Raw genomic sequence first — 26,276 nt, forward strand, 5'->3', positions numbered from 1 at the left:
CTTCGATTCGAAGATGGCAAGACAAGCGGTTATCGTCACCCTTTCCGGTGACGGTGCTATCGAATTCACGTCGCTTGGCGCATTTCCCGCCACGATCGCATGCATGTACGACATCTCAACGCGTGCACATGCCCTATCGCTCGTCGCCCAAGGGCGCAGCCTCAATGCCGTGAGCAAGCAGACAGGCATATCCCGGTATGCAATCCGCTCCTGGCAAACCAGGATCGAGCCGGTCTCGTACAAGGCGGAGTGCCCGCGATGCGAGCAGGTACCACAGCCGCCGACGGATGCCGAGGCGTACGCGTACTTACTCGGCCTCTACCTCGGCGACGGCTGCATCAGCAAACAGCCGCGACGGCGTGGGTACGCGCTGCGTATCGCGTGTGCGGATGCCTGGCCGGGCCTTATCGCGGCATGCCGTGACGCGGTCAAAGCGGTCCGCCCCGCAAACAGCGTGTGCGTCATCCGGCGCAAGGGATGCGTCATGGTGACCAGTTACAGCCAACACTGGCCCTGCGTGTTCCCCCAGCACGGTCCCGGCAAGAAGCATGACCGGCCCATCGTCCTCGAGCCCTGGCAGCAGCAAATCGTGGATGCTCACCCCTGGGATTTCCTCCGCGGACTCATCCACTCCGACGGCTGCCGCGTCACCAACTGGGCCACCCGCACGGTCGCCGGACAGCGCAAACGCTACGAATACCCGCGGTACTTCTTCACCAACATGTCCACCGACATCCTCCGGCTCTACACGGACACGCTCGACAAACTCGGCATCGAGTGGCAGCCGGCGCGGCAATCCCGCAGGGCACAGAACATCTCCGTGGCCCGCAAAGCCTCCGTCGCTCTCATGGACAAACACATCGGGCCGAAGTACTGACGGGGACGGCAATCAGGCACCTCGGCCCAGCGGAATCGCGGTGCGGGTGGGGTTACTTCGGGGAGTCGTCCTCGCCGATGTGGTGGACGCGGACGAGGTTGGTGGAGCCGGGGACTCCGGGCGGGGAGCCGGCCGTGATGATGACGACGTCGCCCTTCTGGCAGCGGCCGAGCCGCAGTAGCTGCTCGTCGACCTGGGCGACCATCTCGTCGGTGGAGTTGACGGTCGGGCCGAGGAAGGTCTCCACGCCCCAGCTGACGTTGAGCTGGGAGCGGGTGGCCGGGTCGGGGGTGAAGGCGAGGAGCGGGATGGGTGAGCGGTAGCGGGAGAGGCGGCGGACGGTGTCGCCGGACTGGGTGAAGGCGACGAGGAACTTGGCGCCGAGGAAGTCACCCATGTCGGCGGCGGCGCGGGCGACGGCGCCGCCCTGGGTGCGGGGCTTGTTGGCCTCGGTGAGCGGCGGGAGGCCCTTGGCGAGGAGGTCTTCCTCGGCGGCCTCGACGATGCGGCTCATGGTCTTGACGGTTTCGGTGGGGTATTTGCCGACGCTGGTTTCGCCGGAGAGCATGACGGCGTCGGTGCCGTCGATGACGGCGTTGGCGACGTCGGAGGCTTCGGCGCGGGTGGGGCGGGAGTTGTCGATCATCGAGTCGAGCATCTGGGTGGCGACGATGACCGGTTTGGCGTTGCGCTTGGCGAGTTTGATGGCGCGCTTCTGGACGATCGGGACGGTTTCGAGGGGCATTTCGACGCCGAGGTCGCCGCGGGCGACCATGATGCCGTCGAAGGCCGCGACGATGTCGTCGATGTTGTCGACGGCCTGGGGCTTTTCGACCTTGGCGATGACGGGGAGGAAGCGGTCCTCCTCGCGCATGATGCGGTGGACGTCTTCGATGTCGCGGCCGCTGCGGACGAAGGAGAGGGCGATGATGTCGGCGCCGTAGCGCAGGGCCCAGCGGAGGTCGTCCTGGTCCTTGTCGGAGAGGGCGGGGACGGAGACGGCGACGCCGGGGAGGTTGAGGCCCTTGTGGTCGGAGACCATGCCGCCTTCGACGACCCTGGTGCGGACGTGGGGTCCGTCGACGTCGGTGACTTCGAGGGTGACTTTTCCGTCGTCGATGAGGATGCGTTCGCCGGTGGTGACGTCGGCGGCGAGGCCGTGGTAGGTGGTGCCGCAGATCTGGCGGTCGCCTTCGACGGCGGGTTCCACGGTGATGGTGAACTCGTCGTCGCGTTCGAGAAGTACAGGGCCTTCGCGGAATCGGCCGAGTCGGATCTTCGGGCCTTGAAGGTCGGCGAGGATGCCGACGCTGCGGCGGGTTTCTTCGGAGGCTTTGCGGACCCGGTCGAATCGTGCCTCGTGTTCGGCGTAGGTGCCGTGGCTGAGGTTGAAGCGGGCGATGTCCATTCCGGCGTCGACGAGGGCTTTGATCTGCTCGTACGAGTCGGTGGCGGGTCCCAGTGTGCAGACGATCTTTGCTCGGCGCATGCTTCGACCCTATGACTTACCGGGCGGTAGGGAACGGTAGGGAAGTGACTGCTCAACGAGCGCTTGGTGAAAGGCTGTTGACAAGTAATGGAATGGGCGCGACGGCGCTCCGATGAGCGGAAATTCATTCCGTCCGCACGGTCTCACAGTACGGGGCGGGTCATCGTAAAGCGTGCGTTGACATGGGCATAAACGGCCTGACGCTGGGGTTCGAGGTCGAGGGCGGGGGCGGATTCCTGGACGGGGGCGCGGCCGTAGCCGGCGAAGCCGCGCTTGCCGGGGGCTTGGGCGGGGGCGGTGTTCTCGGCGCCGAGGTCGGCGATTTCGAGGAGGGCGTCGAGGCGGGCGCCGACGGCCTCGGCGTATTCGCGGGCGCGCTGGACGGCTTCGCGGACGGCCTGGGTGCGGGCGGCGCGGTGGGCGGGTGAGTCGTGGCGCAGTGCCCACCAGGGGCCGTCGACGCGGGTGAGGTCGAGGTCGGCGAGGCGGGTGGTGAGCTCGCCGAGGGTGGTGAAGTCGTTGAGGGTGGCGGTGTGGGTGACGCGTCCGTGGTAGGCGCGGATGCGTTCGTGGCGGCCTTTCTCGGTGAGCTGGGGGGTGAGGCTGAAGGTGCCGGTTTCGAGTTTTTCGATGGCGCTGCCGTAGCTCTTGATGAGGGTGAGGGCTTGTTCGTTGCGGCGGGTGAGGTCGGTGAGGGCGGCGGTGCGGTCGGTGCCGCGGGCGCTGACGGTGACGGCGATGCGGGCGATTTCCGGGTCGACGTCGAGGCGGGCTTCGCCGCGTACGGCGAGGCGGGGGGTGTCGGGGGTGCCGTACGGGAGGGCGGCGGTGGCGGGGGTGGGGTCGGCGGTCGTGGCGGTGGGGTCGGTCATGGTGGCTCCCGGGGGTCGGGGTCGGTGGGGGGTGTGTCCGGTGTGTTCGGTGCGTCCGGTGTGTTCGGTGGGCGGGCCGCGGGGTGCGGGACGTGGGGCGTGGGACGTGGGGCGTGGGTGGTGCAGGGTCGCATATCGGGGTGCGGCGGGGTGGGGCGTTCGGCGGGGCCGGGTGAGGGGTGTTGCACGGGGTGCGGCTGCGCCAGAATCTACGCGCGTTGTCCCGCTGTGTGGCGGCGCGCATCGGCGTTTTGGCGTTCATCCAAGGGAGTTGGCATGTCGCTCGACCGTAGGAAGTTCTTGGGGCGTTCCGTGGTGACGGGGGCCGGGGTGGCGCTCGCGGGGGCGGCGGGCGCGCCGGCGGCCGGGGCGGTGGAGGACCGGGGCGCCGGTGACCTGGGTGGCCGCGGTCACCGGCGGGAGCGGTATGCCTTCACGGTCATGGGCACGACGGATCTGCACGGCAATGTCTTCAACTGGGACTACACCACCGACGCGGAGTTCGACGATGCGGCGCACAACGACGTCGGTCTGGCGAAGATTTCGACGCTGGTGACGCAGGTGCGGCGGGAGAAGGGCCGGCGGCACACGCTGCTGATCGATGCGGGTGACACGATTCAGGGCACGCAGCTGGCGTATTACTACGCCAAGGTGGATCCGATCACGGATCCGGACGGGCCGGTGCATCCGATGGCGCGGGCGATGAATGCGATTGGCTATGACGCCGCGGCGCTGGGGAATCATGAGTTCAATTACGGCATTCCGGTGCTTCGCAAGTTCGAGGAGAGCTGTGATTTTCCGCTGCTGGGGGCGAATGCGGTGGATGCGAAGTCGCTGCGGCCGGCGTTTCGTCCGTATGTGCTGAAGCGTTTGCGGTCACCGCGCGGGCGGGAGGTGACGGTGGCGGTGCTGGGTTTGACGAATCCGGGGATCGCGATCTGGGACAAGGCGCATGTGCAGGGGAGGCTGGCTTTTCCGGGGCTGGTGGAGCAGGCGGCGAAGTGGGTGCCGAAGCTGCGGTCGATGGGCGCGGATGTGGTGATCGTGGCGGCGCATTCGGGGATGAGCGGTACGTCGTCGTACGGGGATCAGTTGCCGTATGTGGAGAATGCGGCGGCGTTGGTGGCGGAGCAGGTGCCGGGGATCGATGCGATCTTGGTGGGCCATGCGCATGTGGAGGTTGCCGAGCGGCGGGTGGTGAACAAGGAGTCGGGCCGGGAGGTGGTGCTCTCCGAGCCGTTGAAGTGGGGGCAGCGGCTGACGCTTTTCGATGTGGCGGTGGAGTGGCATCGGGGGCGCTGGGAGGTGGCGTCGGTCGCCTCGCGGGTCCTGAACTCGAATGCGGTGGCGGAGGATGCGCGGATCACGGGGTTGTTGCGGGCGGAGCACCGGAGGGTCGTGGCGTATGTGAACCGGGTGATCGGCCGGTCGAAGGCGGAGATGACGGCGGCCGAGGCGCCGGTGAAGGACACGCCGGTTGTGGACTTCATTGCGTTTGTGCAGGCGGAGGTGGTGCGTAAGGCGCTTGCGGGGTCGGCGTATGCGTCGTTGCCGGTGTTGTCGCAGGCGTCGTGTTTTTCGCGGGCCGCGAGGGTGCCGGAGGGGGATGTGACGATCCGGTCGATGGCGGCGTTGTATCCGTTCGACAACACGCTGGAGGCGCGGGTGTTGACGGGTGCGCAGGTGCGGGCGTATTTGGAGTTTTCGGCGCGGTATTACGTGCGGACGGCGGCCGGTGGTCCAGTGGATCCATCGAAGGTCACGAATGCGGACGGTACGCCGGATTACAACTATGACGTGGTGAGCGGTGTCTCGTACGAGATCGATATCGCGAAGCCGGCGGGGCAGCGGATCGGGAAGCTGATGTTCGGCGGTGAGCCGTTGGATGATGCGGCGCGGTTCGTGTTGGCGGTGAACAATTACCGGGCGAGTGGTGGCGGTAATTTTCCGCATGTGGCGGCCGCGGAGCAGGTGTGGTCGACGTCCGACGAGATCCGTAATTTGATCATCGGGTGGGTGCAGGAGAGTGGGCAGATCGATCCTGCCCGGTTCGCTTCGGTGGACTGGAGGCTGACGCGGGACGGGGTTCCGGTGTTCTGATGTCCGGTGGAAGGCCGGGCCGCGGGGGCGGTGGGGCGCCGTCCGGGGGGCCGTGGTCTCTTCCGGGGCGCGGCGCTCCCCCGGTTCCCGTGGTTCTGGTGGCGTCGGGCGGGCGGACGTGGGTGGGGCGGGGTCAGCGGCGGGGGACGAGGGTGGAGCCCTGGCGGGGGACCATGCCGGTGCGCCCGGCCGACGGCTGGGGGAGGCCGAAGCTGGTGAAGGCGGTGCGGCTGGGGAGGGGGTAAGGGGTGTTGTCGGTGAGGGAGTTGAGGATGGTGGCGCTGCGCCAGGCGGCGAGGCCGAGGTCGGGGGTGCCCACGCCGTGGGTGTGGGTTTCGGCGTTCTGGACGTAGACCGAGCCGGTGATGGCGGGGTCGAGGACGAGGCGGTGGTCGGCGTCGATGCGGGGGCGGGCGCCGGAGTCGCGGCGTAGGTAGGGGTCGATGGCGGCGAGCAGGGTGTCCATGCGGCGTTCGCGGTAGCCGGTGGCGAGGATGACGGCGTCGGTGGTGAGGCGGGAGCGGGTGCCTTGCTGGGTGTGGTCGAGGTGGAGTTCGACCTTGGTGGTGCCGACGCGGCCCGCGGTGCGGACGAAGACTCCGGGGGTGAGGGTGGCGTCGGGCCAGCCGCCGTCGAGGGTGCGGCGGTAGAGCTCGTCGTGGATGGCGCCGAGGGTGGTGTGGTCGATGCCTTTGTGGAGCTGCCACTGGCCGGGGACGAGGTCGTCGCGGACGCGTTCGGGGAGGGCGTGGAAGTAGCGGGTGTAGTCGGGGGTGAAGTGTTCGAGGCCGAGTTTGCTGTATTCCATGGGGGCGAAGGCGGGGGTGCGGGCGAGCCAGTGGAGGCGTTCGCGGCCGGCGGGGCGGGCGCGGAGCTGGTCGAGGAAGATTTCGGCGCCTGACTGGCCGGCGCCGATGACGGTGACGTGGCCGGCGGCGAGCAGGGTGTCGCGGTGGTCGAGGTAGTCGGCGGAGTGGATGACGGGGACGGCGGGGGCCTCGGCGAGGGGGCGGAGGGGGACGGGGATGTGGGGGGTGGTGCCGATGCCGAGGACGAGGTTGCGGGCGTGGGTGCGGCCCAGGGCTTCGGCTTCGCCTTCGGCGTCGAGCTGGGTGAAGTCGACTTCGAAGACTTCGTGTTCGGGGTTCCAGCGGACGGCGTCGATCTGGTGGCCGAAGTGGAGGCTGGGGAGGTTTTCGCTGACCCAGCGGCAGTAGGCGTCGTATTCGGCGCGGTGGAGGTGGAAGCGTTCGGCGAAGTAGAAGGGGAAGAGCCGTTCGCGGGTTTTGAGGTAGTTGAGGAAGGTCCAGGGGCTGGCGGGGTCGGCGAGGGTGACCAGGTCGGCGAGGAAGGGGACTTGGAGGGTGGCGCCGTCGATGAGGAGGCCGGGGTGCCAGTGGAAGGCGGGGCGCTGGTCGTAGAAGGCGGTGCGGAGGGTGGTGAGGGGGTGGGCGAGGGCGGCGAGGGAGAGGTTGAAGGGGCCGATGCCGATGCCCGCGAGGTCGAGGGGTTCGCCGGGGCTCGTGGTGTGGGTGGTGAGGAGGTTTTCCGGGTGCGGGGTGGCGCTCATCGAGGCGTGTGGCCTTCCACGAGTTTGAGGAGGGTGGTCAGGTCTCCGGGTTGGGTGTGGGGGTTGAGGAGGGTGGCTTTGAGCCAGAGGCCGGTGGGGGTGGTGGCGCGGCCGAGGACGGCCTGTCCGTCGGTGAGGAGGGTGCGGCGGATGGTGGCGAGGGTGGTGTCGTCGGCGCCGGTGGGGCGGAAGAGGACGGTGCTGAGGGTGGGGCGGGAGTGGAGTTCGTAGCGGGGGTGGGCCTCGATGAGGTCGGCGAGGGTCTGCGCGGCGGCGAGGGTGCGGTCGACGAGTTCGCCGAGGCCGTGGCGGCCGAGGGCTTTGAGGGTGACGGCGATTTTGAGGATGTCGGGGCGGCGGGTGGTGCGCAGGGAGCGGCTGAGGAGGTCGGGGAGGCCAGCTTCGGTGTCGTCGTCGGCGTTGAGGTAGTCGGCCTGGTGGGTGAGGGGGGCGAGGGTGGCGGGGTCGGGGACGGCGAGGAGGCCGGCGGCGACGGGTTGCCAGCCGAGTTTGTGCAGGTCGAGGGCGACGGTGTGGGCGCGGGCGAGGCCGTTCAGTGCGCTGCGGTGGGTGTCGCTGAAGAGGAGGGCTCCGCCGTAGGCGGCGTCGACGTGGAAGCGGGCGCCGTGCCGGTCGGCGAGGTCGGCGAGTGCGGGGAGGGGGTCGAGGGCGCCGGAGTCGGTGGTGCCGGCGGTGGCGGTGAGGAGGACGGGGCCGGTGCGGCCGGCGAGGCTGGCGAGGCAGGTGTGGACGGTGTCGGGGGTGAGGATGCCGTCGGGGGTGGGGAGGGTGAGGGGTTCGGGGAGGCCGAGGAGCCAGGCGGAGCGGTGGATGCTGTGGTGGGCGTTGGCGCCGCAGACGATCTGGAGGGGTGGGGCGGGCCGGTGGGGGTCGGTCGCGGTGCCGGCGGGGGTGGTGGTTTCGCGGGCGAGGAGGAGGGCGAGCTGGTTGGATTCGGTGCCGCCGGTGGTGATCAGGGCGTCGGGGCGGGTGGCCCGGGGGTAGACCAGCGCGGCGAGTTCACGGCTGGTGAGGGCTTCGAGGGCGGAGGCGGCGGGGGCCTGGTCCCAGGAGTCCATGGAGGGGTTGAGGGCGCCGGCGGCGAGGTCGGCGGCGGTGGCGAGGGCCAGCGGCGGGCAGTGCAGGTGGGCGGCGCAGTGGGGGTCGGCGGGGTCGGCGGCGCCGGCGGCGAGGGTGTGGACGAGGGTGCGCAGGGCGGTGTGCGGGCCGGTGCCGTGGTCGGGGAGCAGGGGGTGGCAGGCCTCGCGTACGGCGCGGGTGACGGTGGCGGGGCCGCCGGGCGGGAGGGGGCCGGCGCGGTCCTCGGCTCCGGTGGTGAGGGCGTCGAGGACGGTGTCGAGGAAGGGGCGGAGGGCGCGGGGGCCGTTGGTGCCGCCTGCGAGGGCGGTGCCGGCAGGGGGCACAGGCATCAATGTGCTTTTCTGTCAGGGGAGTTGGGGCGTCGATCCCGTGCGGACGAGCCCTCAGGCAGCGCTAAGTTACTTTCCCTGTACAGCCTGTATCCACTGGTTGCGCGGTCATACCACCCGTAAGTGGTACGGGTGTACCGCAGGTGTTCGGGTGCCGCCGGCCGGCCGCGGCGGCTTCCGTCCGGGGCGGGGCGGCACCCGTCTCAGGGCGGCCGCCCTGCCCCGGTCAGGCGCCGACGTAGGCCGCGAGGTGCTCGCCGGTGAGGGTGGAGCGGGCGGCGACGAGGTCGGCGGGGGTGCCCTCGAAGACGATCCGGCCGCCGTCGTGGCCGGCGCCGGGGCCGAGGTCGATGATCCAGTCGGCGTGCGCCATGACCGCCTGGTGGTGCTCGATGACGATGACCGACTTGCCGGAGTCGACGAGCCGGTCGAGCAGGCCGAGCAGCTGCTCGACGTCGGCGAGGTGGAGGCCGGCGGTCGGTTCGTCGAGGAGGTAGACGCCGCCCTTCTCGGCCATGTGGGTGGCCAGCTTGAGCCGCTGCCGCTCGCCGCCGGACAGCGTGGTGAGCGGCTGGCCGAGGCCGAGGTAGCCGAGTCCGACGTCGGCGAGATGGCCGAGGATGCGGTGCGCGGCCGGTGTGCGTGCCTCGCCGTCGCCGAAGAACTCCTCGGCCTCGGTCACCGACATCGCAAGCACCTCGCTGATGTCGCGGCCGCCGAGGTGGTGGTCCAGGACGGATGCCTGGAACCGCTTCCCCTCGCACTCCTCGCAGGGGGAGGCGACGCCGGCCATCATCGCCAGATCGGTGAAGATGACGCCGGCGCCGTTGCAGGTGGGGCAGGCGCCCTCGGAGTTGGAGCTGAAGAGTCCCGGCTTCACGCCGTTGGCCTTGGCGAACGCCTTGCGGATCGGGTCGAGCAGTCCGGTGTACGTCGCCGGGTTGCTCCGTCGTGAGCCGCGTATCGGGGCCTGGTCGACCGACACCACGCCCTCGCCGGTGGCTCCGGCCCGTTCCGGCAGCGACCCGTGGACGAGCGAGCTCTTTCCGGAGCCGGCGACGCCGGTGACGACGGTCAGCACCCCGAGCGGGATGTCGACGTCGACGCCGCGCAGGTTGTGCGTGGTCGCGCCGCGGATCTCCAGCCTGCCGGTGGGGGTGCGCACGGACTTCTTGACGGCGGCCCGGTCGTCGAAATGGCGGCCGGTGACGGTGCCGCCGGCCCGCAGCCCCTTGACGGTGCCCTCGAAGCAGACCGTGCCGCCCGCCGCACCGGCGCCGGGGCCCAGGTCGACGACGTGGTCGGCGATGGCGATCGTCTCCGGCTTGTGCTCCACGACGAGCACCGTGTTGCCCTTGTCCCGCAGCCGCAGCAGCAGGTTGTTCATCCGCTGGATGTCATGGGGGTGCAGGCCCGTGGTGGGCTCGTCGAAGACGTAGGTGGTGTCGGTGAGCGAGGAGCCGAGGTGGCGGATCATCTTGACGCGCTGCGCCTCGCCGCCCGACAGGCTGCCCGACGGCCGGTCGAGGGAGAGGTAGCCGAGGCCGATCTCGGTGAACGAGTCGAGTGTCTGCCCCAGCGCGGTGAGCAGGGGCGCCACCGACGGCTCGTCGAGGCCACGGACCCAGGCGGCCAGGTCGCTGATCTGCAGGGCGCAGGCGTCGGCGATGCTGATCCCCTTGATCTTCGAGGACCGGGCGCCCTCGCTGAGCCGGGTGCCGTCGCACTCGGGGCAGGTGGTGAAGGTGACCGCCCGCTCCACGAACGCCCGGATGTGCGGCTGCAGCGCTTCCTTGTCCTTGGACAGGAACGACTTCTGGATCTTGGGGATCAGCCCTTCGTAGGTGAGGTTGACGCCCTCGACCTTCACCTTGGTCGGCTCCCGGTGGAGGAAGTCGTGCATCTCCTTCTTGGTGAACGTGCGGATCGGCTTGTCCGGGTCGAGCAGGCCCGACTCGGCGTAGACCCGTACGGTCCAGAAGCTGTCGGACTTCCAGCCGGGGATGGTGAACGCGCCCTCGGCGATCGACTTGGAGTCGTCGTAGAGCTGGGTGAGGTCGATGTCGGAGACCGTGCCGCGGCCTTCGCAGCGGGTGCACATGCCGCCGGTGCGGGTGAAGGTCGCCTTCACCGCCTTGCGGGCTCCGCGTTCGACGGTGATGGCGCCGCTCGCCCGGACCGAGGGGACGTTGAAGGCGTACGCGCCGGGCGGGCCGATGTGCGGCTTCCCGAGCCGGCTGAAGAGGATGCGCAGCATCGCGTGGGCGTCGGTGACGGTGCCGACGGTGGAGCGGGCGTCGGCCCCCATCCGCTGCTGGTCGACGATGATCGCGGTGGTCAGCCCGTCGAGGACGTCGACCTCGGGCCGGGCGAGGGTCGGCATGAAGCCCTGTACGAAGGCGCTGTAGGTCTCGTTGATCAGCCGCTGCGACTCCGCGGCGATGGTGTGGAAGACCAGCGAGCTCTTGCCCGAGCCGGAGACGCCGGTGAACACCGTCAGCCGGCGCTTCGGGATCTCGATGCTGACGTCCTTGAGGTTGTTCTCGCGCGCGCCGTGCACACGGATCAGATCGTGGCTGTCGGCGGCGTGCGGCGCGGGCGACTGCGGGTCCGTCCTCGTGACCTTGCTCATCGTGTCTCCCTCTGTGCGGACGGCCGCCTTCGCAGTCTCCGTCGGTGTCGCCGGGGTCGGTCTGACCGGCTCCGAGCGTAACGTCTGATTCTGCTGTGCCGGAGGGGTCGTGCAACAGCCCGGCCGGCGGCCGTCGCGCGGCGGCTCGCGGCCGGGCATCCGGTTCAGCTCACGCCCGGCCCGGAGGCGGCGGGGAGCGAGGGGGCGGGCGTCATCGGTCCTGGAGCAGCCCGAGGACGTTGCCGTCGGGGTCGGTGACGGTGGCCACCAGGCGGCCGCCGCCGACCTCGTGCGCGGGCTCCTTCACGGTGGCGCCCGCGGCGGTCACCTCGGCCAGCTTCGCCTCGATGTCCGGCACGTGCCAGTAGGCCACCGGTGCGGTCATGCCCTGCGGGCCGCCGCCCGGCACCAGCCCGATGTGCTGTCCCCCGGCCTCGAAGCCGACGTAGTAGGACTCGTCGGCCTGCGGCGGTACGCCGAGCAGGGCGGCGTACACCGCCTTGGCCGTCGCCAGGTCGGAGACGGGGTGCAGGACGGTCTTGATTCCCTGGGTGACAGAGCCGGTCATGATCACTCCTGAAGTCGTGGGGCGAATTGCCTGGTATGCCCCATCGAGCTTAAGGAGGAACGGGAGGGCCGGGCCTCGACACGCTAGGCGCCCCCGGCCGCGGTGCGTACCTTCAGTGCCCTGCGCAGATCGTCGAGCTGATCGACGAGCTTGCGGCGCAGGGCGGGTGTCGGGTCGCCGTCGGTGAGGCAGGCCTCGCCGCGCCGGAGGGTGTCCTCCTCGACGAAGACGGCGGGGAAGGCGTAGCGGCCGGCGGCGTCGGCGAGGGCGGGGCCGCGGGCGGCGGCGAGGGCGGGGACCTCCGTGAAGTAGCGGGCGACGTAGGGGCGGAGCAGGTCGTGCTGTTCGGGTGCCCAGAAGCCGGTGGCGGTCGCGGTGAAGAGGTAGTTGGACAGGGCGGCCTTGCCGTCGGTGGTGAACAGGGCGTCCCAGGCGGCCTGTTTGGCGGCCGGGTCGGGGAGGGCGGCGTGGCAGCGGGCGGCGCCTTCGCGGCCGGTGGCGCTGGGGTCGCGGGCGAGTTCGGCGTCGATGGCGGTACGGAGTGCGTCGAGCGGCGCCGCACCGAGGGTGGCGAGCCGGCCGAGGATGCGCCAGCGCAGTTCGGGGTCGAGGCGGGGGCCGCCGGGGACGCTGCCGTCGTCGAGCCAGTCCTGGATGCCCTCGGGGGTGGTGGCGCTGTCGATGAAGGTGCGGACGGCGGTGAGCCGCAGTCCCGCTTCCGCACCGTGTTCGGGGCCTTCGGTACGGCGGAGTATGTCGCGGCTGAGGGAGGTGAGGGTGCCGAGGGCGGTGTGGCGTTCGGTGCGGGGGAGGTAGCGGTCGGCGATCTGGGTGCGGGCGAAGGCCAGGACGCCTTGGACGACGGCGAGGTCGGTTTCGTACGGGAGGTGGGTGCGGGCGGCGTCGAGGTAGGCGGCGGGGGCGAGTTCGCCGTCGCGCACCATGTCGCGGGCGGCGTTCCACACCACGGCGCGGGTCAGCGGTTCGGGGAGTCCGGACAGTGCGCCGAGGGCGGTGTCCCAGGAGACGGGGTCGAGACGGACCTTGGCGTAGCTGAGGTCCTGGTCGTTGAGCAGGAGCAGGGCGGGGCGGCCGCCCGTGCCGGAGTGGCCGCCGCCGTCGGGCACGTCCCAGGACAGCGGCTCGCGCGGGACGAGGCGACCCGGGGTGGTGTGGTCGTGGTCGTAGAGGCCGATGGTGAGCCGGTGCGGGCGGGTGCCGTCCTGGCTTCCGGTCTGCTCGACGGACACGCTCCAGTGGCCGTCCGTGCCGTCCTGTACGACGGGGGTCAGGGTGTCGACCCCGGTGGTGCGCAGCCAGCGCTCGGCCCAGGCGTGGACGTCGCGGTCGGTGGCGCGGGAGAGCGAATCGATGAAGTCGGCGAGGGTGGCGTTGCCGAAGCGGTGCCGGGCGAAGTGGTCGTTGATACCGGCGAGGAAGTCCTTCTCCCCCATCCAGGCGACGAGTTGGCGAAGGGCGGAGGCGCCCTTGGCGTAGGAGATGCCGTCGAAGTTGGTGAGCGCCGAGGTGGTGTCGGGGACGTCCTCGGGGGCGGGGGCGACGGGGTGGGTGGAGGGGCGCTGGTCGGCGTCGTAGCCCCAGCCCTTGCGCGCGATGGCGAAGTCGGTCCAGGTGTCCTTGAAGCGCGTGGCTTCGGACAGGACCTGGTAGCCCATGTATTCGGCGAAGGACTCGTTCAGCCAGATGTCGTCCCACCATTGGAGGGTGACGAGGTCGCCGAACCACATGTGGGCCATTTCGTGGGAGACGACCATGCCGCGGGTCTGGCGTTCGGTGTCGGTGACGGCGGAGCGGAAGACGAATTCGTCGCGGAAGGTGACCAGGCCCGGGTTCTCCATGGCGCCGGCGTTGAACTCGGGGACGAAGGCCTGGTCGTACGAGTCGAAGGGGTAGGGCTCCTCGAAGATCTGGTGGTAGCGGTCGAAGCAGCGCCGGGTGAGGTCGAGGATTTCGTCGGCGTCGGCGTCGAGGTACGGGGCCAGGGAGCGGCGGCAGTGGAGGCCGAAGGGCAGTCCGGCGTGTGCGGTGCGTACGGAGTGCCAGGGGCCGGCGGCGACGGCGACCAGGTAGGTGGAGATCAGCGGGGTGGGGGCGAGGGTCCAGTGGCCGGGGTCGCCCTGGGTGGCGATGCCGTTGCCGAGGACGGTCCAGTCGGTGGGGGCGGTGACGGTGAGGGCGAAGACGGCCTTGAGGTCGGGCTGGTCGAAAGCCGCGAAGACGCGCTGCACGTCCTCCATGAACAGCTGGGTGTAGACGTAGGTCTCGCCGTCGGCGGGGTCGGTGAAGCGGTGCATGCCTTCGCCGGTGCGGGAGTACCGCATGGTGGCGTCCAGGCGCAGTTCGTGGGCGCCGGGGGTGAGGCCGGTGAGCGGGAGGCGGTTGTCGTCGAGGGCCGCGGGGTCGAGGGGGTGGCCGTCGAGGGTGGCGGAGTGCAGCTCGGCGGGTTTGACCTCGACGAAGGTGTCGCCGGGGGCGTGCGCGGTGAAGTGGATGACCGTACGCGAGGCGAAGTGGTCCTCGCCTCGGGTGAGGTCGAGGGCGACCTCGTAACGGTGGACGTCGATGAGCCGGGCTCGGGTCTGCGCCTCGTCGCGCTGCAGTGCGGGCATGACGTCATGCTGCCGTACGGCCGGTGGGCGGTGCATCCGTGTTCTGGGGGCGTGGTTTGTCTGCGGGGGCGTTGGGGCTGGGCGCGCAGTTCCCCGCGCCCCTGTGGGGGCGCCGTTAGGCCGGGCCGCCGTGTCGCAGGTTGGGTCGTGGGGGCTGGCGCCGTTGCGGGGGCGGTGAGTGCCGCTGGGGCCGGAGGGGACGCACCGGAGCAAGCACGGCCGGGTGACGACTGCTCGGTAGCCAAAGCCGGTGCGCCCGGCCGGCGCCCTGCCAAGGGGTGAACTCTGGGCCGTAACGGTCATTGGTACGGCGGGACGGCCGCCGACGTGCGGTGGTCGGAGGGGATGTCCGGTGCCCCGCCCGCAGGACCGGAGCGAACGCCGGGCCGGTCTATGCCACGTACCAGATGCGCCCGCGCCGTGGGGGCACCTCCCGGCCGGAGGCTGGGGGAGGGGTACCGGGCGTCCCCTCCGACCCACCACCCCCAACGAAAAGGCGCACCGGCCACAGCCACAGACCACCCGCACCCAGCCCGGACTGAACCGAGCCGCAGCGGCCCCAACCCCAACCTCAGCCGTTGCACCCGCTGACCAGTGGCGGGTCGTTCGGGTCCGGGACCTGGGTGGACCAGCCGCCGGGTACGTTGCGGACCTGGCGGTCGCGGAAGCGTACGGGGGCGGTGCCGACCCGGCGGGTGAACAGGCGGCTGAAATAGGCCGGGTCGTCGTAGCCGACCCGGCGGGCCACCGCGGCCACCGGGAGTTCGGTTCCCACCAGGAGTTCCTTGGCGCGGCCCAGGCGTATGCCCAGCAGGTAGTCCTTGGGACTGCAGCCGGCCCCGCGGCGTACGGCGGTGCGGAGTTCCGCGGGGGTCATGCCGTGCCGGGCGGCGTGTTCGGCGACCGAGAGGGGGAGGAAGGCGTCCCGGGCGAGGGCCTGGAGGACCGGGTCCCCGTCGGCGTCGGTGTCGGCGCGTACCCTGCGCAGGGCGACGAGGAGTTCGTGGACCGCGGCCGAGGTCTCCACCTCCAGCAGGGGGTTGCCCCGCCGCGCCGCGCGGGCGATCCGGCCGATGGCGGTGCGGGCCGGCCCGGTGTCCGCGAGCGGTACGAGCGGGCGGTCCGGTTCGATGTAGCCGAGTTCGGTGTAGGTCGCGGCGGCCGGCCCGGTGAAGTCGACGAAGCTCTCGTCCCAGCCGGTCTCCGGGTCGGCGCCGTAGTGGTGCAACACCCCCGGCACGATCCACAGCAGGGCGGGGGCGGTCACCGCGCGGCGTCGGCCGTCGGGAGCGGTGAACCAGCCGCGGCCGGCGCTGATGACGATGGCGACGTGGTGGTCGAGGGTGCGCGGGCCGACCGTGGGCAGGGTGCCGTGCTGGAGGCCGACTCCCAGGCACACCAGGCCGAGCCGGTGGTGGACCGGGCTCGGGGTGAAGTAGCGCATCCAGGTGTGGTACACGTCCGGGCCTCCCGTCGCTCCGTACCGCTTGGTCGGACCGTCGAACCGTCCAAACAGATCCGATCTTTGTCCATGGACCGTCACACCGCCAGAGGGCAAGGGTGACCGGGTGCGCCCCGCCGGTGGCGCACGGGAGACGACACAGGGCGGGTGACGTGACGCAGTTCGAGGCGGGCGAGCGGGACTTCATGCTGGACGGGCGGCCGGTGCGGCTGCTGTCCGGGGCGATGCACTACTTCCGGGTGCACGAGGCGCAGTGGGATCACCGGCTGGCGATGCTCCGGGCGATGGGCCTGAACTGCGTGGAGACCTATGTGCCGTGGAATCTGCACGAGCCGCGGCCCGGCGAGTTCAGGGACCCGGAGGCGCTGGGGCGGTTCCTGGACGCAGTGCGGGCGGCGGGGCTGTGGGCGATCGTCCGGCCGGGACCGTACATCTGCGCGGAGTGGGAGAACGGCGGGCTGCCGCAGTGGCTGACCGGGCCGCTGGGGCGGCGGGTGCGGACGCGGGACGCGGCGTATCTGCGGGCCGTGGACGCCTGGTTCGCGCGGCTGCTGCCGCAGGTCGTGGCGCGGCAGTGCACGGCGGCGGGGCCCGGTGGCGCGGGCGGCGGGCCGGTGATCATGGTGCAGGCGGAGAACGAGTACGGCTCGTACGGCAGCGACGGGGTGTATCTGGCGCACCTCGTGGAGCGGCTGCGGGCGCTGGGGGTGCGGGTGCCGCTGTTCACCTCGGACGGGCCCGAGGACCACATGCTCAGCGGTGGTGCGGTTCCGGGCCTGCCGGCCACCGTCAACTTCGGTGCGGGGGCCGGGGAGGCGCTGGCGGCGCTGCGGCGGCGCCAGGCTCGGGGGCCGCTGATGTGCATGGAGTTCTGGTGCGGGTGGTTCGCGCACTGGGGGCAGGAGCAGGTGCCGCGCGCTCCGGAGGATGCCGCGGCGGCGCTGCGCGAGATTCTGGAGTGCGGGGCGTCGGTCAATGTCTATATGGCGCACGGCGGGACGAATTTCGGCGGGTGGGCGGGGGCGAACCGTGCGGGCGCGCTGCATGACGGGGCGCTGCGGCCGACGGTCACCTCCTACGACTACGGGGCGCCGGTCGATGAACGCGGGCGGCCCACGGAGAAGTTCTGGCGGTTCCGGGAGGTGCTGGCCGCGTGGGCGGACGGGCCGTTGCCCCGGGTGCCGGAGCCGCTGCGGGTGCTGGCGGAGCCGGTGCGTGCGGTGGTCGGTCAGTGGGCGTGTGCCGGGGACGTGATGGAGGTGCTGGGGGGTGCGGAGACCGAAGGGGGCGCGCCGGCGACGTTCGAGGAACTGGGGGTGGACCGGGGTGTGGTCCGCTACCGGGTCGAGGTGCCGGGGCCGCGTGGTCCGCGTCCGCTGCGGGTGCGCGGGCTGCGGGACCGGGCGGTGGTGTGGGTCGACGGGGTGCGCGGGCCCGTGGTGGACACCGAGGACGCCGTGCTCGGGGAGGTGGCCGGGCCGGCGTCGGTGGAGTTGTGGGTGGCGTCGCTGGGGCGGGTCAACTACGGGCCGCGGCTCGGTGAGTCCAAGGGGATCACGGGCGGGCTGCTGCACGAGCGGCAGTTTCTGCACGGCGTACGGTCACGGGGGCTGCGGCTGGATGCGATGGAGGATGCCGGGGCGCTGGCGAGGGTGCCGTTCCGGGCCGCGGAGGAGGCGGGCGGGGCCGCTGGGCTGTACCGGGGGACGGTGACGGTGGCCGGGCGGCCCGGGGATGCCGATCTCGCGCTGCCGGGGTGGCGCCACGGTTTCGCCTGGATCAACGGTTTCTGTCTGGGGCGCTATTGGGATCTCGGGCCGCAGCGGACCCTGTATGTGCCGGGCCCGGTGCTGCGCGAGGGCGCCAATGAGCTGCTGTTGTGGGAGTGGGAGGGCGCCCCGGCCCTGGTGGGGGACGAGGCGGGGGCGCCCGGTCTGTATCCGTGCGCGGGCGGGCGCTGAGCGGTCCGCCGGCGGCGGGCCCGCTGCCCCGGGGCGCGTCAGATCTCGCGTACCTCGAAGGAGTCCAGGACGAACTCCGCGGTCGCGTCGTCGGCCACCTTGCGCAGCCCCACCCATGCCTCGCCGTCGGCCGGTGCGGTGAACTCGTAGGTGTGGATGGCGGGCTGGAGGGCGACGGGCAGCGGGGTGCGGTGCAGTTCGCGGGGTGCGGGGGTGTCGGCGGCGGTGACCCAGGCGTACTGGCCGGCCTGCTCGTTCTCGTAGCGGAAGGTGACGCGGTAGCGGCGGCCGGGGGTGAAGCGGACGGTGTGCGGGACCGTCCGGTAGACGAGTCCGGTGTTCTCGCCGCGTGACTTGAGCGACTGGCCGCCGTCGATGACGTCGTCGATGGCCTTGCCGTTCCAGCCGCGCCGGGTGAACGGGGCGTGCCGCTGGGCGATATGGGTGCGGGGGTCGGTGCTGCCGCCCGCGTCGCCCTTGACGAAGACGCCCCAGCCCTGGGGCACGTGCTCGAAGTCCTCGTAGGCCAGGGTGCCCGGCTTGGTGGTGGGCCGGGCCGGTACGACGCGGAGGTTGTCGAACCGGACCCGGGCCCGGCCGGCCGCCGCGGTGAGGGCGAGGATGACCGGGCCGCCGCCCTCGGGGACGGTGAAGTGGGTGAAGAGGCGCTGGAAGCGGGTGCCGGACTTCCGGTCGGCGGCGACGTAGTTGCCGGCGGTGGAGGTGTCGGTCCAGTTGGCGGCGGTGACGCCGTCGGCGGTACGGACCTCCAGGGCGGCCCGCCGCCGCTCCCCCGCCGTGACGCCGACCTCGACCTGTACGGAGGCGGCGTAACTGCCGGGGGCGAGGCGGGCGAGGCGTTGGGCGACGGTGGCGGCGGCGCCGGCGTCGATGACCAGCTCGTAGTCGCCCAGCTTGCCGATCCGGACGGAGGCCGGGCCGGTGACCTGCCAACCGGCCAGGTTCCCGGAGTGGAAGCCGGGGTCGGTCAGGGGGGTGCCCTCGCCCCAGCCGGGGTCGCGCTGTACCGGGGCCTTGGCGCGGTGGACGACGTAGGCGACGCCGGGCCGGGCGGTGAGGGTGATCCTGCCGCCGCTGACGGGGAGCCGGGTTTCCTCGGTGCGGCCCTGGTCGGTGAGCCGGTAGGCGTGGACGGCGGCCGTGCCCGTCCAGCCGCGCGGCAGCGTCCAGGTGGTGGTGCCGCCACGGGGGTTGTAGTGGTAGAGCCGGTGCGGGTCGGTGGCCCGGCGGGGTTCCCAGGGGAGCAGGTAGGTGCCGTCGTCGTAGACCAGCCGGCCGTCGGTGGTGATCTTGCGGGTGCCCTCGGCGTCGCTGACGGAGGTCTTGGTAGGGCCCTCGAAGGTGATCTCGTGCGCGCCCCAGGTGCTGATCGGGTACGCCTGGAGGTACTTGGCGGGCAGGGCGTCGGTCCAGATGATCGTGTGGAACGCGTTCCAGTCGGTCTTGCCGACCCAGCCCTCGAAGTTGCCCATCCGGGCGTTGCCTAGCAGGGTGGGCCATTTGTCGGCGAAGACGTCCTTGTGGTGGTGGCGCAGGAAGCGGATCAGCCGGGAGTTGATGCCGCGGGAGGTGTCGGGGCCGTAGTCGGTCTCGTTCGCCCAGTGCGACCAGAGGGCGGAGCGCTCCAGGCCGTGGCCCCATTCGGTGGCGATCTGCCATCCCTGGTCGCGCAGATGGCGCTGCAGCTGGTCGGAGTTCCAGCCGGACTCGCGGAAGACGTCGAGGTAGAGGGTGGTGAGGGCCGGGTCGGTCTCCTTGCGGAGTTGCGCGAAGCGCCGGGCGATGTCGCCGGAGAGCAGATCGCGGCGGGCGTCGATGCGGTAGGACTGGTCGAGCCAGTCCCACTGCTTGTCGTCCTTGTCGACCAGTTGCTCGGAGAAGGCGTGGGCGACGGGGTAGGACTCGGTGGCGTTGACGTGCACCGCGAAGTCGCTGTTCCACTTCTTGCCGGCGCGGAGCAGGGTGTTGAGGTCTTCGAGGCCGCCGGCCCGGGTGTTGTAGTTGCCGCCGTAGTCGGGGTGGGCGGAGTCGTGGCCTTCGGACTGGTAGCCCTTGAGGAGGGTGAACTGCCGCAGCCCGTCGGTGGCCAGGGCGATCCGCTTGATGTGGTCGAGGGTGGCGAGGAACGGATTGGTGGCCTGGCTGGCGAAGTTGAACGGGATGTGCGGGACAACCCGCAGATGCTGTTCCCCGGCGCCCAGCGGCATGACCATGATGTCGCGCAGCGCGATGGCGGCGTCCTGCCAGTCGGTCCGCCCGTCGCCGTTGCGGTCGCCGGTGACGATGACGGTCGCGTACGGCAGCGGGTCGGTGGCGTCCACTCTTTGCCCGGCCGCCCGGTGGGTCCACTGGCCGCAGGACAGCTGGGCCTTGACGAAGCCGTCGCCCTTGACCGTCTGCCGCCAGAGGCGGCCGTTCTCCCAGGTGGTGGCCCCGGTGGGCTTGTCGTGGCAGGTGTTGTTCTCGATGGCGCCGGCCAGTGCGTCGGTGGCGACGACGGCGTAGGCGCATCCGGTGGGTGCGGCGTCGGCGGGGGTGTCCTCGGTGACCTGCACCAGGGTGTCGCCGCTCTTGGCCTTGTCCAGCTCGATCCGGGCGGCCAGCAGGGCGGCGCCGGGCTGGTCGCTGCGGACGCTCAGCAGGGCCAGGCCGGGGATCTCCAGGGTGCCGATGCGCAGCGCCGGGGTGTCGGCGATGCCGGTGACCCGCCAGGTCGTGCACCGGTCCCGGACGGCGATCTCGACGGTGATCCTGGTGCCACCGTCGAAGCCGAGCGTGTAGGTGGCGCGGTCGGCGCGGGTGCGGTGGGTGACGCGGGGGGTGTGGGCGGTGCCGTCGAGGAGGACCTGGGTGACCGGGGCGTCCTGGCCGTGCAGGACGGCGCCGGTGCCGCGGTCGGTGTAGGAGACGACCCGGGGGAAGGCGGTGTCGACCCGTACCTCCAGCGCGTCGGACCGGAGCACCGCCTCGCCTCCACGGGGTGCGGCGCCGGCGGGGTGCGCGCCGAGCGGGAGGGCGCCCGCCGCTCCGGCGAGCGCGGTGGCGGCGACGACGTTCCTGCGGCTGGGCCCGCGTGGGGCGCCGGTCTGTTCGTTCACGCGCACTGTCCTCCTTCGTGCCTGCACTGCCTGTCGGCGGACAGCGTGCTGCGCGTGCGAGTGGTGCGCCTATGGACAAAGGAGGGGCAGGTGTTGGACAGATGTGGGGCGGGGCGGGTGCAGCAGGAAGCGGGAGGGTGGCCGGCGCGGCGGAAAGCCCGTACGCCCGTACGGCCGGTGCGCCCCGGGGTGCCTCAGGCCGTCGCCCCGCTGTCCAGGGGCAGTACGGCGGTGAGTTCCCAGCCGCCCTCGGCCGCGGGGCCCGCGAGGAGTCGTCCGCCCATGGCCTCGGCCCGTTCGGTGAGGCCGGCCAGGCCGAAGCCGCCGCCGCGGGCCTGTTCGCCGAGGCGGGCCGGGCGGCCGCCGTCGTTGGCGATGCGCAGCTCCGCCCCGAAGGGTACGGACCGCAGGCCGATCCGTACCGCCGTGGCGTCCGCGGCGTGCTTGCGGACGTTGGTCAGCGCCTCGCGCACGATGCGGTAGACCGCCGCGGCCACATCGTCCGGCAGCGTCTGTGCCAGGCCGGTGTCGACGGAGAGGACGACCGGCGGGCCGGTGCGGGCGAACGCCTCGGTCAGCGCCCGGACCTCGGCGAGCCCGGCGACCGGATGCGGGTGTGCCCCGTCCTCGCGCAGAACCCGCACCAGTCGGCGCATCGCGCCCAGCGCCTCGCTGCCGGATGCCTCGATCCGTTCGAGGGTGGCACCGGCCGGCCGGCCTTCGAGAGCGGTGAAGCGGGCGGCGCGGGCCTGGACGACGATGCCGGTGACATGGTGGGCGACCAGGTCGTGCAGCTCCCGCGCCAGTTCCAGGCGCTCGGCGGCCCGCACGGCGGCGAGATCGCGCAGCCGCCGGGCGTCCTGCCGGCGCAGGATCGCCGAATACGCGGCGACGACCACGGTGAGCACGGCGGGGACCACGGTGAACAGCCCCGGCCGGACGTCCCGCAGCGGGGCGGACACACAGGCCAGGCCCAGCAGCGGGCCGAGGACGGCGGCGGTGCGGCCGGGCGCCCGGCGGATCACGGCGGTGAGCAGGACGAGCAGGGCGATGCTCTCGCCCAGGCCCCACACCTCCCGTGCGTGCTGCCCGGCGATCAGCGCTGCCGACGCGGTGAGGGAGACCGTGGCCGCGGTCCACCCACGGCCGGTCAGCGGGATCCGTTCGGAGGGCACCGCACACAGACAGACCACGAGGCCGGCGGCCACCACGATCAGGTGCGGCCGGGCGGGCTGCGGGGCCGTCGCCAGTGCCTCGAACCCGACGAGGAGCAGCAGCGCCACCGCGAGGGCGGCCCGGGCTGCGACGGCCTGCAGCGGAGGGGTCTTCGCCCACCGTGTCGGCCGGCTGCCGAGCGCGGTCCACCGGGCACGCACCGGGACACGGCCCGGGAGGCGCCGTATCCCGGGCCGCGTCCCGGTGCGCTCGCCGTGCTCGCTCACGGGCCGCCGGAGGACAGACCGCTCTCCCAGGCCCAGAAGGCGATCTCGACCCGGTTGCGGGCGTCCAGTTTGATCTGCACGTTCGCCAGATGGGACTTGACCGTGGACAGCGACAGATACAGGGCGCCGGCGATCTCGGCGTTGGTCCGGCCGCCGGCCAGCGCGCGGACGACGTCGCGTTCGCGTCCGGTCAGCGGCTCGGACGGGGCGCGGGCCGCCGCCCGCCCCTTGCCGCCGGCCGGGGACAGCTCGCGCAGCAGCCGCGCGGCGACCGAGGGCGAGAGCACGAAGTGGCCTACGGCGGCGGCCCGTACGGCCTCCACGAGCAGCGCGGGGCCGGCGTCCTTGAGCAGGAAGCCCGAGGCGCCGCCGTACAGCGCGGCGTGCACATATTCGTCCAGGTCGAAGGTGGTGACGATGACGATCCCAGGGGTGGGCCGGCCCTCGGGGCGGCCGGCTGCGCGCCCGGTCAGCCGCCGGGTGACCTCCAGCCCGTCGGTCCCGGGCATCCGGATGTCCAGCAGCAGCACATCGGGGCGCAGCCGTTCGACGGCCGCGAGGGCGGCCTCGCCGTCGGTGGCCTCGGCGACGACCTCGATGTCGGGCAGGCTCTCCAGAACCGTCCGGAAGCCCATCCGGACCACTTCGTGGTCGTCCGCGATCACCACACTGATCGGCATGTCGTTCCTCCTGGGCGCCCTCGGGGTCGCGGGGCCGTGTCTGTCTCCCCCGGCGGCGTAGCCGTCTTCCTCCCGGCGGCGTGACCGTCTTCCTCCGGACGGCGTCAACCGTCTCCCTCTCCCCGGGGGCGGCGTGCGGGCCGCCGCCGCGCCGCGGCCGGAGACGGCCCGGTGCACCGGCGGCGGGGGCCTGGCGATCAGCCCTGGGCCGCGTTCGGGTGGTCGTCGGCCGGCAGCTTCACGGGCTCGTCCGGGCCGCCGAGCAGCACATAGGCGAGGGTCGCAGCGGAGGCGGCGAGGAGCAGCGCGGCGAGGACCGTCGCTCGGTGGCCGCGGTCGCGTGCCGGGGGTCGGGGGCGGGGCTCGGTGCTCATACCGTTCACGGTAGGAAGCCGTCACGGGGCGGCCCATAGGCCGTCCGGTCATCCCTGACGGCACAAGGCCCGGCCGCGCGCACGAGTTTGGTCCCGCGGCGGACGGACCAAGGGCCGTGGCGCGAAGGGACCAAGGTCCCGGACCGGGGCCGGGGACTCCTGACCCGGCGAAGGGCCCGGGGATCCACCACGGATCCCCGGGCCCTTCGTGAGCGCGGCTCACTGACGAGGCGGTCAGCCGCCCAGTTCGCCCGCGGCCTTCTTGATGTTCGCGGCGAAGGTGCTCACCTCGCTGTAGACACCGGGCTTGCCGGGGCGGGCGCAGCCCTCGCCCCAGGAGACGATGCCGACCTGGAGCCACTGCCCGGCGTCGTCCTTGCGGAACATCGGGCCGCCGGAGTCCCCCTGGCAGGTGTCGATGCCGCCGGTGTCCAGCTTGCCGGCGCAGATCTCGTCGCCGGGCGTCAGCTGGTCGCCGTAGGCCTTCTGGCAGGCGGCGTCGTCGACGAACGGCACGGTGGCTTTGAGGAGGTAGCGCTGCTGGTCGCCGCCTTCCTTGTCGGCGCCCCAGCCGGCGATGGTGAAGTCGCCGTTGTTGAGCTTGCCGTCCTCGGCGATCTTCAGCGTGGGCTGGTCGATCGGCTTGGCGAGCTTGATGAGCGCCCAGTCCTTGCCCTTGCCGTTGTAGCCGGGGGCTTGCAGGACCTTGGTGGACTTCACCTTGACGGCGTGCGAGTCCTCCAGGTCGGCCACCCCGGCGGTGGCGGTGATGGAGGTGTTGTCGCCGCTGCCGTCGACGCAGTGCGCGGCGGTGAGCACGATGTCCTTGGCGTACAGGGCGCCGCCGCAGCCCATCGACAGCCGGACCATGAACGGGAATTCACCCTGACCGGCCTTGGTGCCGCCGACGACCTGATGGTGGACGGAGCCGGACGGGGCGGCCGAGGGGGCGGCCGAGGCCGAGCCGGGCTGGAGGCTGACGGCGGCCAGGGCGACGGCGCCGAGGGCAAGGGATCTTCTGAGGGGCTTCCGGTAGCTGCGCAACGGGCTTCCTTTCGTGGGGGGTTGCACGTCGATGACGAGCCCATGCCAACACCGGGAGCCGGACGTGGCCGCCGCAGAAGGTGTGTGGAGGACGGCCGCACGCCGCAAGGCGACCGGACCCAGTGGGGGATGAGTCCGTAAAGCGCCCTGTGATTATGTGGAGTGGCCGATCGGGGTGACAAGAGTGCGCATCCGGCCAACTCGCGTGCCCCACAGGCCCCGTACGGCCCATACCGGACCTTCCCGGCCCCCCGTACAGTGGCCGGGTGACCACGGACGGCAGTGAGATCGAGCACGGATACCCTCATCTCGACACGGTGCGTGCGGCAGTCCACGCGCTGTTCAAACGCCTGTCGTACGACACGGTGAGCACCTTCGCCACCAGCGTGCTGCCGGTCGACGTGGCCTTCGACGAGACGGAGGATCTGCACCTGGGGGCGCAGCGGGTCGCCCGGGCCATGCTCCGGCAGCTGCATCTGCCGGACGCGCGGACGGTCATCACGTTCCGGGAGATGGAACACGCCGCCGCTGTCGAACTCACCGCGGGACCCGAGTACTTCATCGAGCTCAACGACCGCTTCAGGAAGCACCGCAAGGACATCGGCGCCGCGCTGGCCCATGAGGTGACGCACCTGTTCCTGCACCGTCTGGACCTGTCGTTCCCCGGCACCCGGGACAACGAGATCCTCACCGACACCGCGGCCGCGTACCTCGGCGCGGGCTGGCTGCTGCTGGACGCCTACCGCGAGCACGGCCCGTTCTCGCAGAAGCTCGGCTACCTGACGCCGGAGGAGTTCGGGTATGTCCTGGCCCAGCGGGCCGACTTCTTCGGCGAGGACCCGTCGCCGTGGTTCACCAGCCCGCAGGCGTACGACGCGTACACGGCGGGCGCGGCGCGGGCCCGCCGGGACGCCCGCCGGCCGCCGCTCGCCGCCGCCGGCTGGGCCGCCCGGCTGCGCTACGCCAAGGACCGCCGGGCAGCGCAGGATCCGCGGCGCACCGGCCGCCCGCCCGCCACCGGCGACTACGCCTTCGAGGGCCCGCCACCCCTGCGGGTGTCCTTCCCCTGCCCCGCCTGCCACCAGCGGATCCGGGTCCCGGTCCGAGGCCGGCTGCAGGCCCGCTGCGGGCTGTGCAAGACACTGCTGGACTGCGATACGTGACGGAGCGGCGGCCGGTTCCGCTGGGCTCGGCGCCCCGGGACGCGTTTCTCCTGGATGCGTTCCTCCGGGACCCGCCGCCCGGGGCGTGCTCCCCCAGGGCCTGTCTTCAGACCCACCCCTCCAGCCCCGCCATGAAAGCGTCGAAGTCGTCACGGTGGATGGTGTGTCCGACGCCGGGCACCGTACGGACCTCGAAGCCGCGGCCGGTCAGCTCGTGTGCCGCCTGCTCGGAGAAGAGGAAGCCCTCCCCGGCGAACTGCACCAGCGACGGGACGACGGGCTTCTCGGGCACATGGTCCTGCCGGTGCACGGCGGACAGGGCGAGGGCGGTGGCGGTGTCCCACTGCGCGATCGTGGCCAGTTCGATGTCGAGGTCGGTGTCGTTCCAGCGCGGGTTGAAGGTGCGCAGCATCGCCCGGTCGGCCCGCTTGAAGGTGACGAACAGGGCGGGGTCGACGGGCTCCTGGAACCTGGGGAACTGCCAGGCTGGATCGCTGTAGACGGCCCGTCGCGGCTGCAGCCGCTCCACCGCCAGGGACAGTGCCAGGCCGCCCAGTGAATGTCCGATGACGACCTCGGGGCCGGCGGGCAGGGTCTCCACGAGGTCTTCCGCGTACAGCTCGGGGGCGTAGTCGCCGCGCGGGCTGCGGCCGTGGCCGCGCAGGTCGACGGCGATGACGCGGTAGCCCCGGTCGGCGAGTGCCGGAGCGACGCGGTGCCAGGTGCGGTGATCGGACATCAGCCCGTGGACCAGCACCGCGGTCCGCTCGCCGGTGCCCCACTCGTGCGTGTACAACTGCATGCCGGTGTCTCTCCTCGCATCCCGCGCTCGCCCGCCTGCTGGTGTTCCCCGAACCGGTTGG

Annotated in this window: 18 protein-coding genes; 4 read left to right on the forward strand and 14 right to left on the reverse strand. The window is 71.8% G+C overall.

Annotation, left to right across the window (positions count from 1 at the left end; all coding sequences use genetic code 11):
• The first annotated feature begins 103 nt into the window (after positions 1-103).
• Complete coding sequence (locus CFW40_RS08285; protein ID WP_088797174.1) at positions 104-877, forward strand: helix-turn-helix domain-containing protein; 774 nt, start codon at positions 104-106, stop codon at positions 875-877.
• Between the two features lie 52 nt (positions 878-929).
• On the opposite strand, the gene pyk is transcribed toward CFW40_RS08285, so the two are convergent.
• Entirely contained in the window at positions 930-2,366 is a 1,437-nt protein-coding gene (gene pyk / locus CFW40_RS08290) for a pyruvate kinase (protein ID WP_088797175.1), read from the reverse strand.
• Positions 2,367-2,509: 143 nt separating this feature from the next.
• The gene (locus CFW40_RS08295; RefSeq protein WP_088797176.1) at positions 2,510-3,238 is read right to left on the reverse strand and encodes an SIMPL domain-containing protein; all 729 of its coding nucleotides are present in this window, start codon (positions 3,236-3,238) and stop codon (positions 2,510-2,512) included.
• 276 nt (positions 3,239-3,514) lie between these two features.
• Here CFW40_RS08295 and CFW40_RS08300 point away from each other — a divergent pair, with 276 nt between their 5' ends.
• Positions 3,515-5,338, forward strand: coding sequence for a bifunctional UDP-sugar hydrolase/5'-nucleotidase (locus CFW40_RS08300; protein ID WP_088797177.1), 1,824 nt, complete (start codon positions 3,515-3,517; stop codon positions 5,336-5,338).
• A gap of 133 nt (positions 5,339-5,471) precedes the next feature.
• Here CFW40_RS08300 and CFW40_RS08305 read toward each other — a convergent pair whose 3' ends face one another.
• From CFW40_RS08305 to CFW40_RS08330, 6 genes are all read right to left on the reverse strand, one after another.
• Positions 5,472-6,908: a lysine N(6)-hydroxylase/L-ornithine N(5)-oxygenase family protein gene (locus CFW40_RS08305; protein ID WP_088797178.1), complete on the reverse strand. Its 1,437-nt coding sequence runs from the start codon at positions 6,906-6,908 to the stop codon at positions 5,472-5,474.
• Entirely contained in the window at positions 6,905-8,338 is a 1,434-nt protein-coding gene (locus tag CFW40_RS08310) for a pyridoxal-dependent decarboxylase (protein WP_088797179.1), read from the reverse strand. The genes CFW40_RS08305 and CFW40_RS08310 overlap by 4 nt, the downstream gene beginning before the upstream one ends.
• A gap of 226 nt (positions 8,339-8,564) precedes the next feature.
• On the reverse strand, positions 8,565-10,970 hold the full coding sequence (locus tag CFW40_RS08315; protein ID WP_088797180.1) for an excinuclease ABC subunit UvrA: 2,406 nt from the start codon (positions 10,968-10,970) through the stop codon (positions 8,565-8,567).
• Positions 10,971-11,181: 211 nt separating this feature from the next.
• A complete protein-coding gene (locus tag CFW40_RS08320; RefSeq protein ID WP_088797181.1) occupies positions 11,182-11,538 on the reverse strand; it encodes a VOC family protein in 357 nt (118 codons plus the stop codon).
• An 83-nt stretch (positions 11,539-11,621) separates the two neighbouring features.
• Positions 11,622-14,168 carry an aminopeptidase N gene (gene pepN, locus CFW40_RS08325; RefSeq protein ID WP_088797182.1) on the reverse strand — a complete coding sequence of 849 codons (2,547 nt, stop codon included), beginning with the start codon at positions 14,166-14,168 and terminating at the stop codon, positions 11,622-11,624.
• 571 nt (positions 14,169-14,739) lie between these two features.
• Positions 14,740-15,627 (reverse strand): AraC family transcriptional regulator, encoded by an 888-nt coding sequence (locus tag CFW40_RS08330; protein ID WP_088797183.1) that lies wholly within the window; start codon positions 15,625-15,627, stop codon positions 14,740-14,742.
• 155 nt (positions 15,628-15,782) lie between these two features.
• On the opposite strand from CFW40_RS08330, the gene CFW40_RS08335 reads away from it, so the two are divergent.
• Positions 15,783-17,591, forward strand: coding sequence for a beta-galactosidase (locus CFW40_RS08335; RefSeq protein ID WP_371127147.1), 1,809 nt, complete (start codon positions 15,783-15,785; stop codon positions 17,589-17,591).
• A 38-nt stretch (positions 17,592-17,629) separates the two neighbouring features.
• Here the strand turns inward: CFW40_RS08335 and CFW40_RS08340 are convergent, their stop codons facing one another.
• From CFW40_RS08340 to CFW40_RS08355, 5 genes are all read right to left on the reverse strand, one after another.
• Positions 17,630-20,710, reverse strand: coding sequence for an endo-alpha-N-acetylgalactosaminidase family protein (locus tag CFW40_RS08340; protein ID WP_088797184.1), 3,081 nt, complete (start codon positions 20,708-20,710; stop codon positions 17,630-17,632).
• A 194-nt stretch (positions 20,711-20,904) separates the two neighbouring features.
• Positions 20,905-22,026, reverse strand: a complete 1,122-nt coding sequence (locus tag CFW40_RS08345; RefSeq protein ID WP_256331812.1) for a sensor histidine kinase — start codon at positions 22,024-22,026, stop codon at positions 20,905-20,907.
• Between the two features lie 122 nt (positions 22,027-22,148).
• Positions 22,149-22,832, reverse strand: coding sequence for a response regulator transcription factor (locus tag CFW40_RS08350; protein ID WP_088797185.1), 684 nt, complete (start codon positions 22,830-22,832; stop codon positions 22,149-22,151).
• Positions 22,833-23,029: 197 nt separating this feature from the next.
• Positions 23,030-23,206 carry a hypothetical protein gene (locus tag CFW40_RS37000; RefSeq protein WP_176956551.1) on the reverse strand — a complete coding sequence of 59 codons (177 nt, stop codon included), beginning with the start codon at positions 23,204-23,206 and terminating at the stop codon, positions 23,030-23,032.
• Positions 23,207-23,440: 234 nt separating this feature from the next.
• Positions 23,441-24,250, reverse strand: a complete 810-nt coding sequence (locus tag CFW40_RS08355) for a trypsin-like serine protease (protein ID WP_088797186.1) — start codon at positions 24,248-24,250, stop codon at positions 23,441-23,443.
• A gap of 266 nt (positions 24,251-24,516) precedes the next feature.
• On the opposite strand from CFW40_RS08355, the gene CFW40_RS08360 reads away from it, so the two are divergent.
• A complete protein-coding gene (locus tag CFW40_RS08360) occupies positions 24,517-25,413 on the forward strand; it encodes a hypothetical protein (RefSeq protein WP_088797187.1) in 897 nt (298 codons plus the stop codon).
• A gap of 106 nt (positions 25,414-25,519) precedes the next feature.
• Here CFW40_RS08360 and CFW40_RS08365 read toward each other — a convergent pair whose 3' ends face one another.
• Entirely contained in the window at positions 25,520-26,215 is a 696-nt protein-coding gene (locus CFW40_RS08365; RefSeq protein WP_088797188.1) for an alpha/beta fold hydrolase, read from the reverse strand.
• Positions 26,216-26,276: the final 61 nt, after the last annotated feature.

This window comes from Streptomyces sp. 2114.4 (genome assembly GCF_900187385.1).
GTDB classification, from domain to species: Bacteria; Actinomycetota; Actinomycetes; order Streptomycetales; family Streptomycetaceae; genus Streptomyces; species Streptomyces mooreae.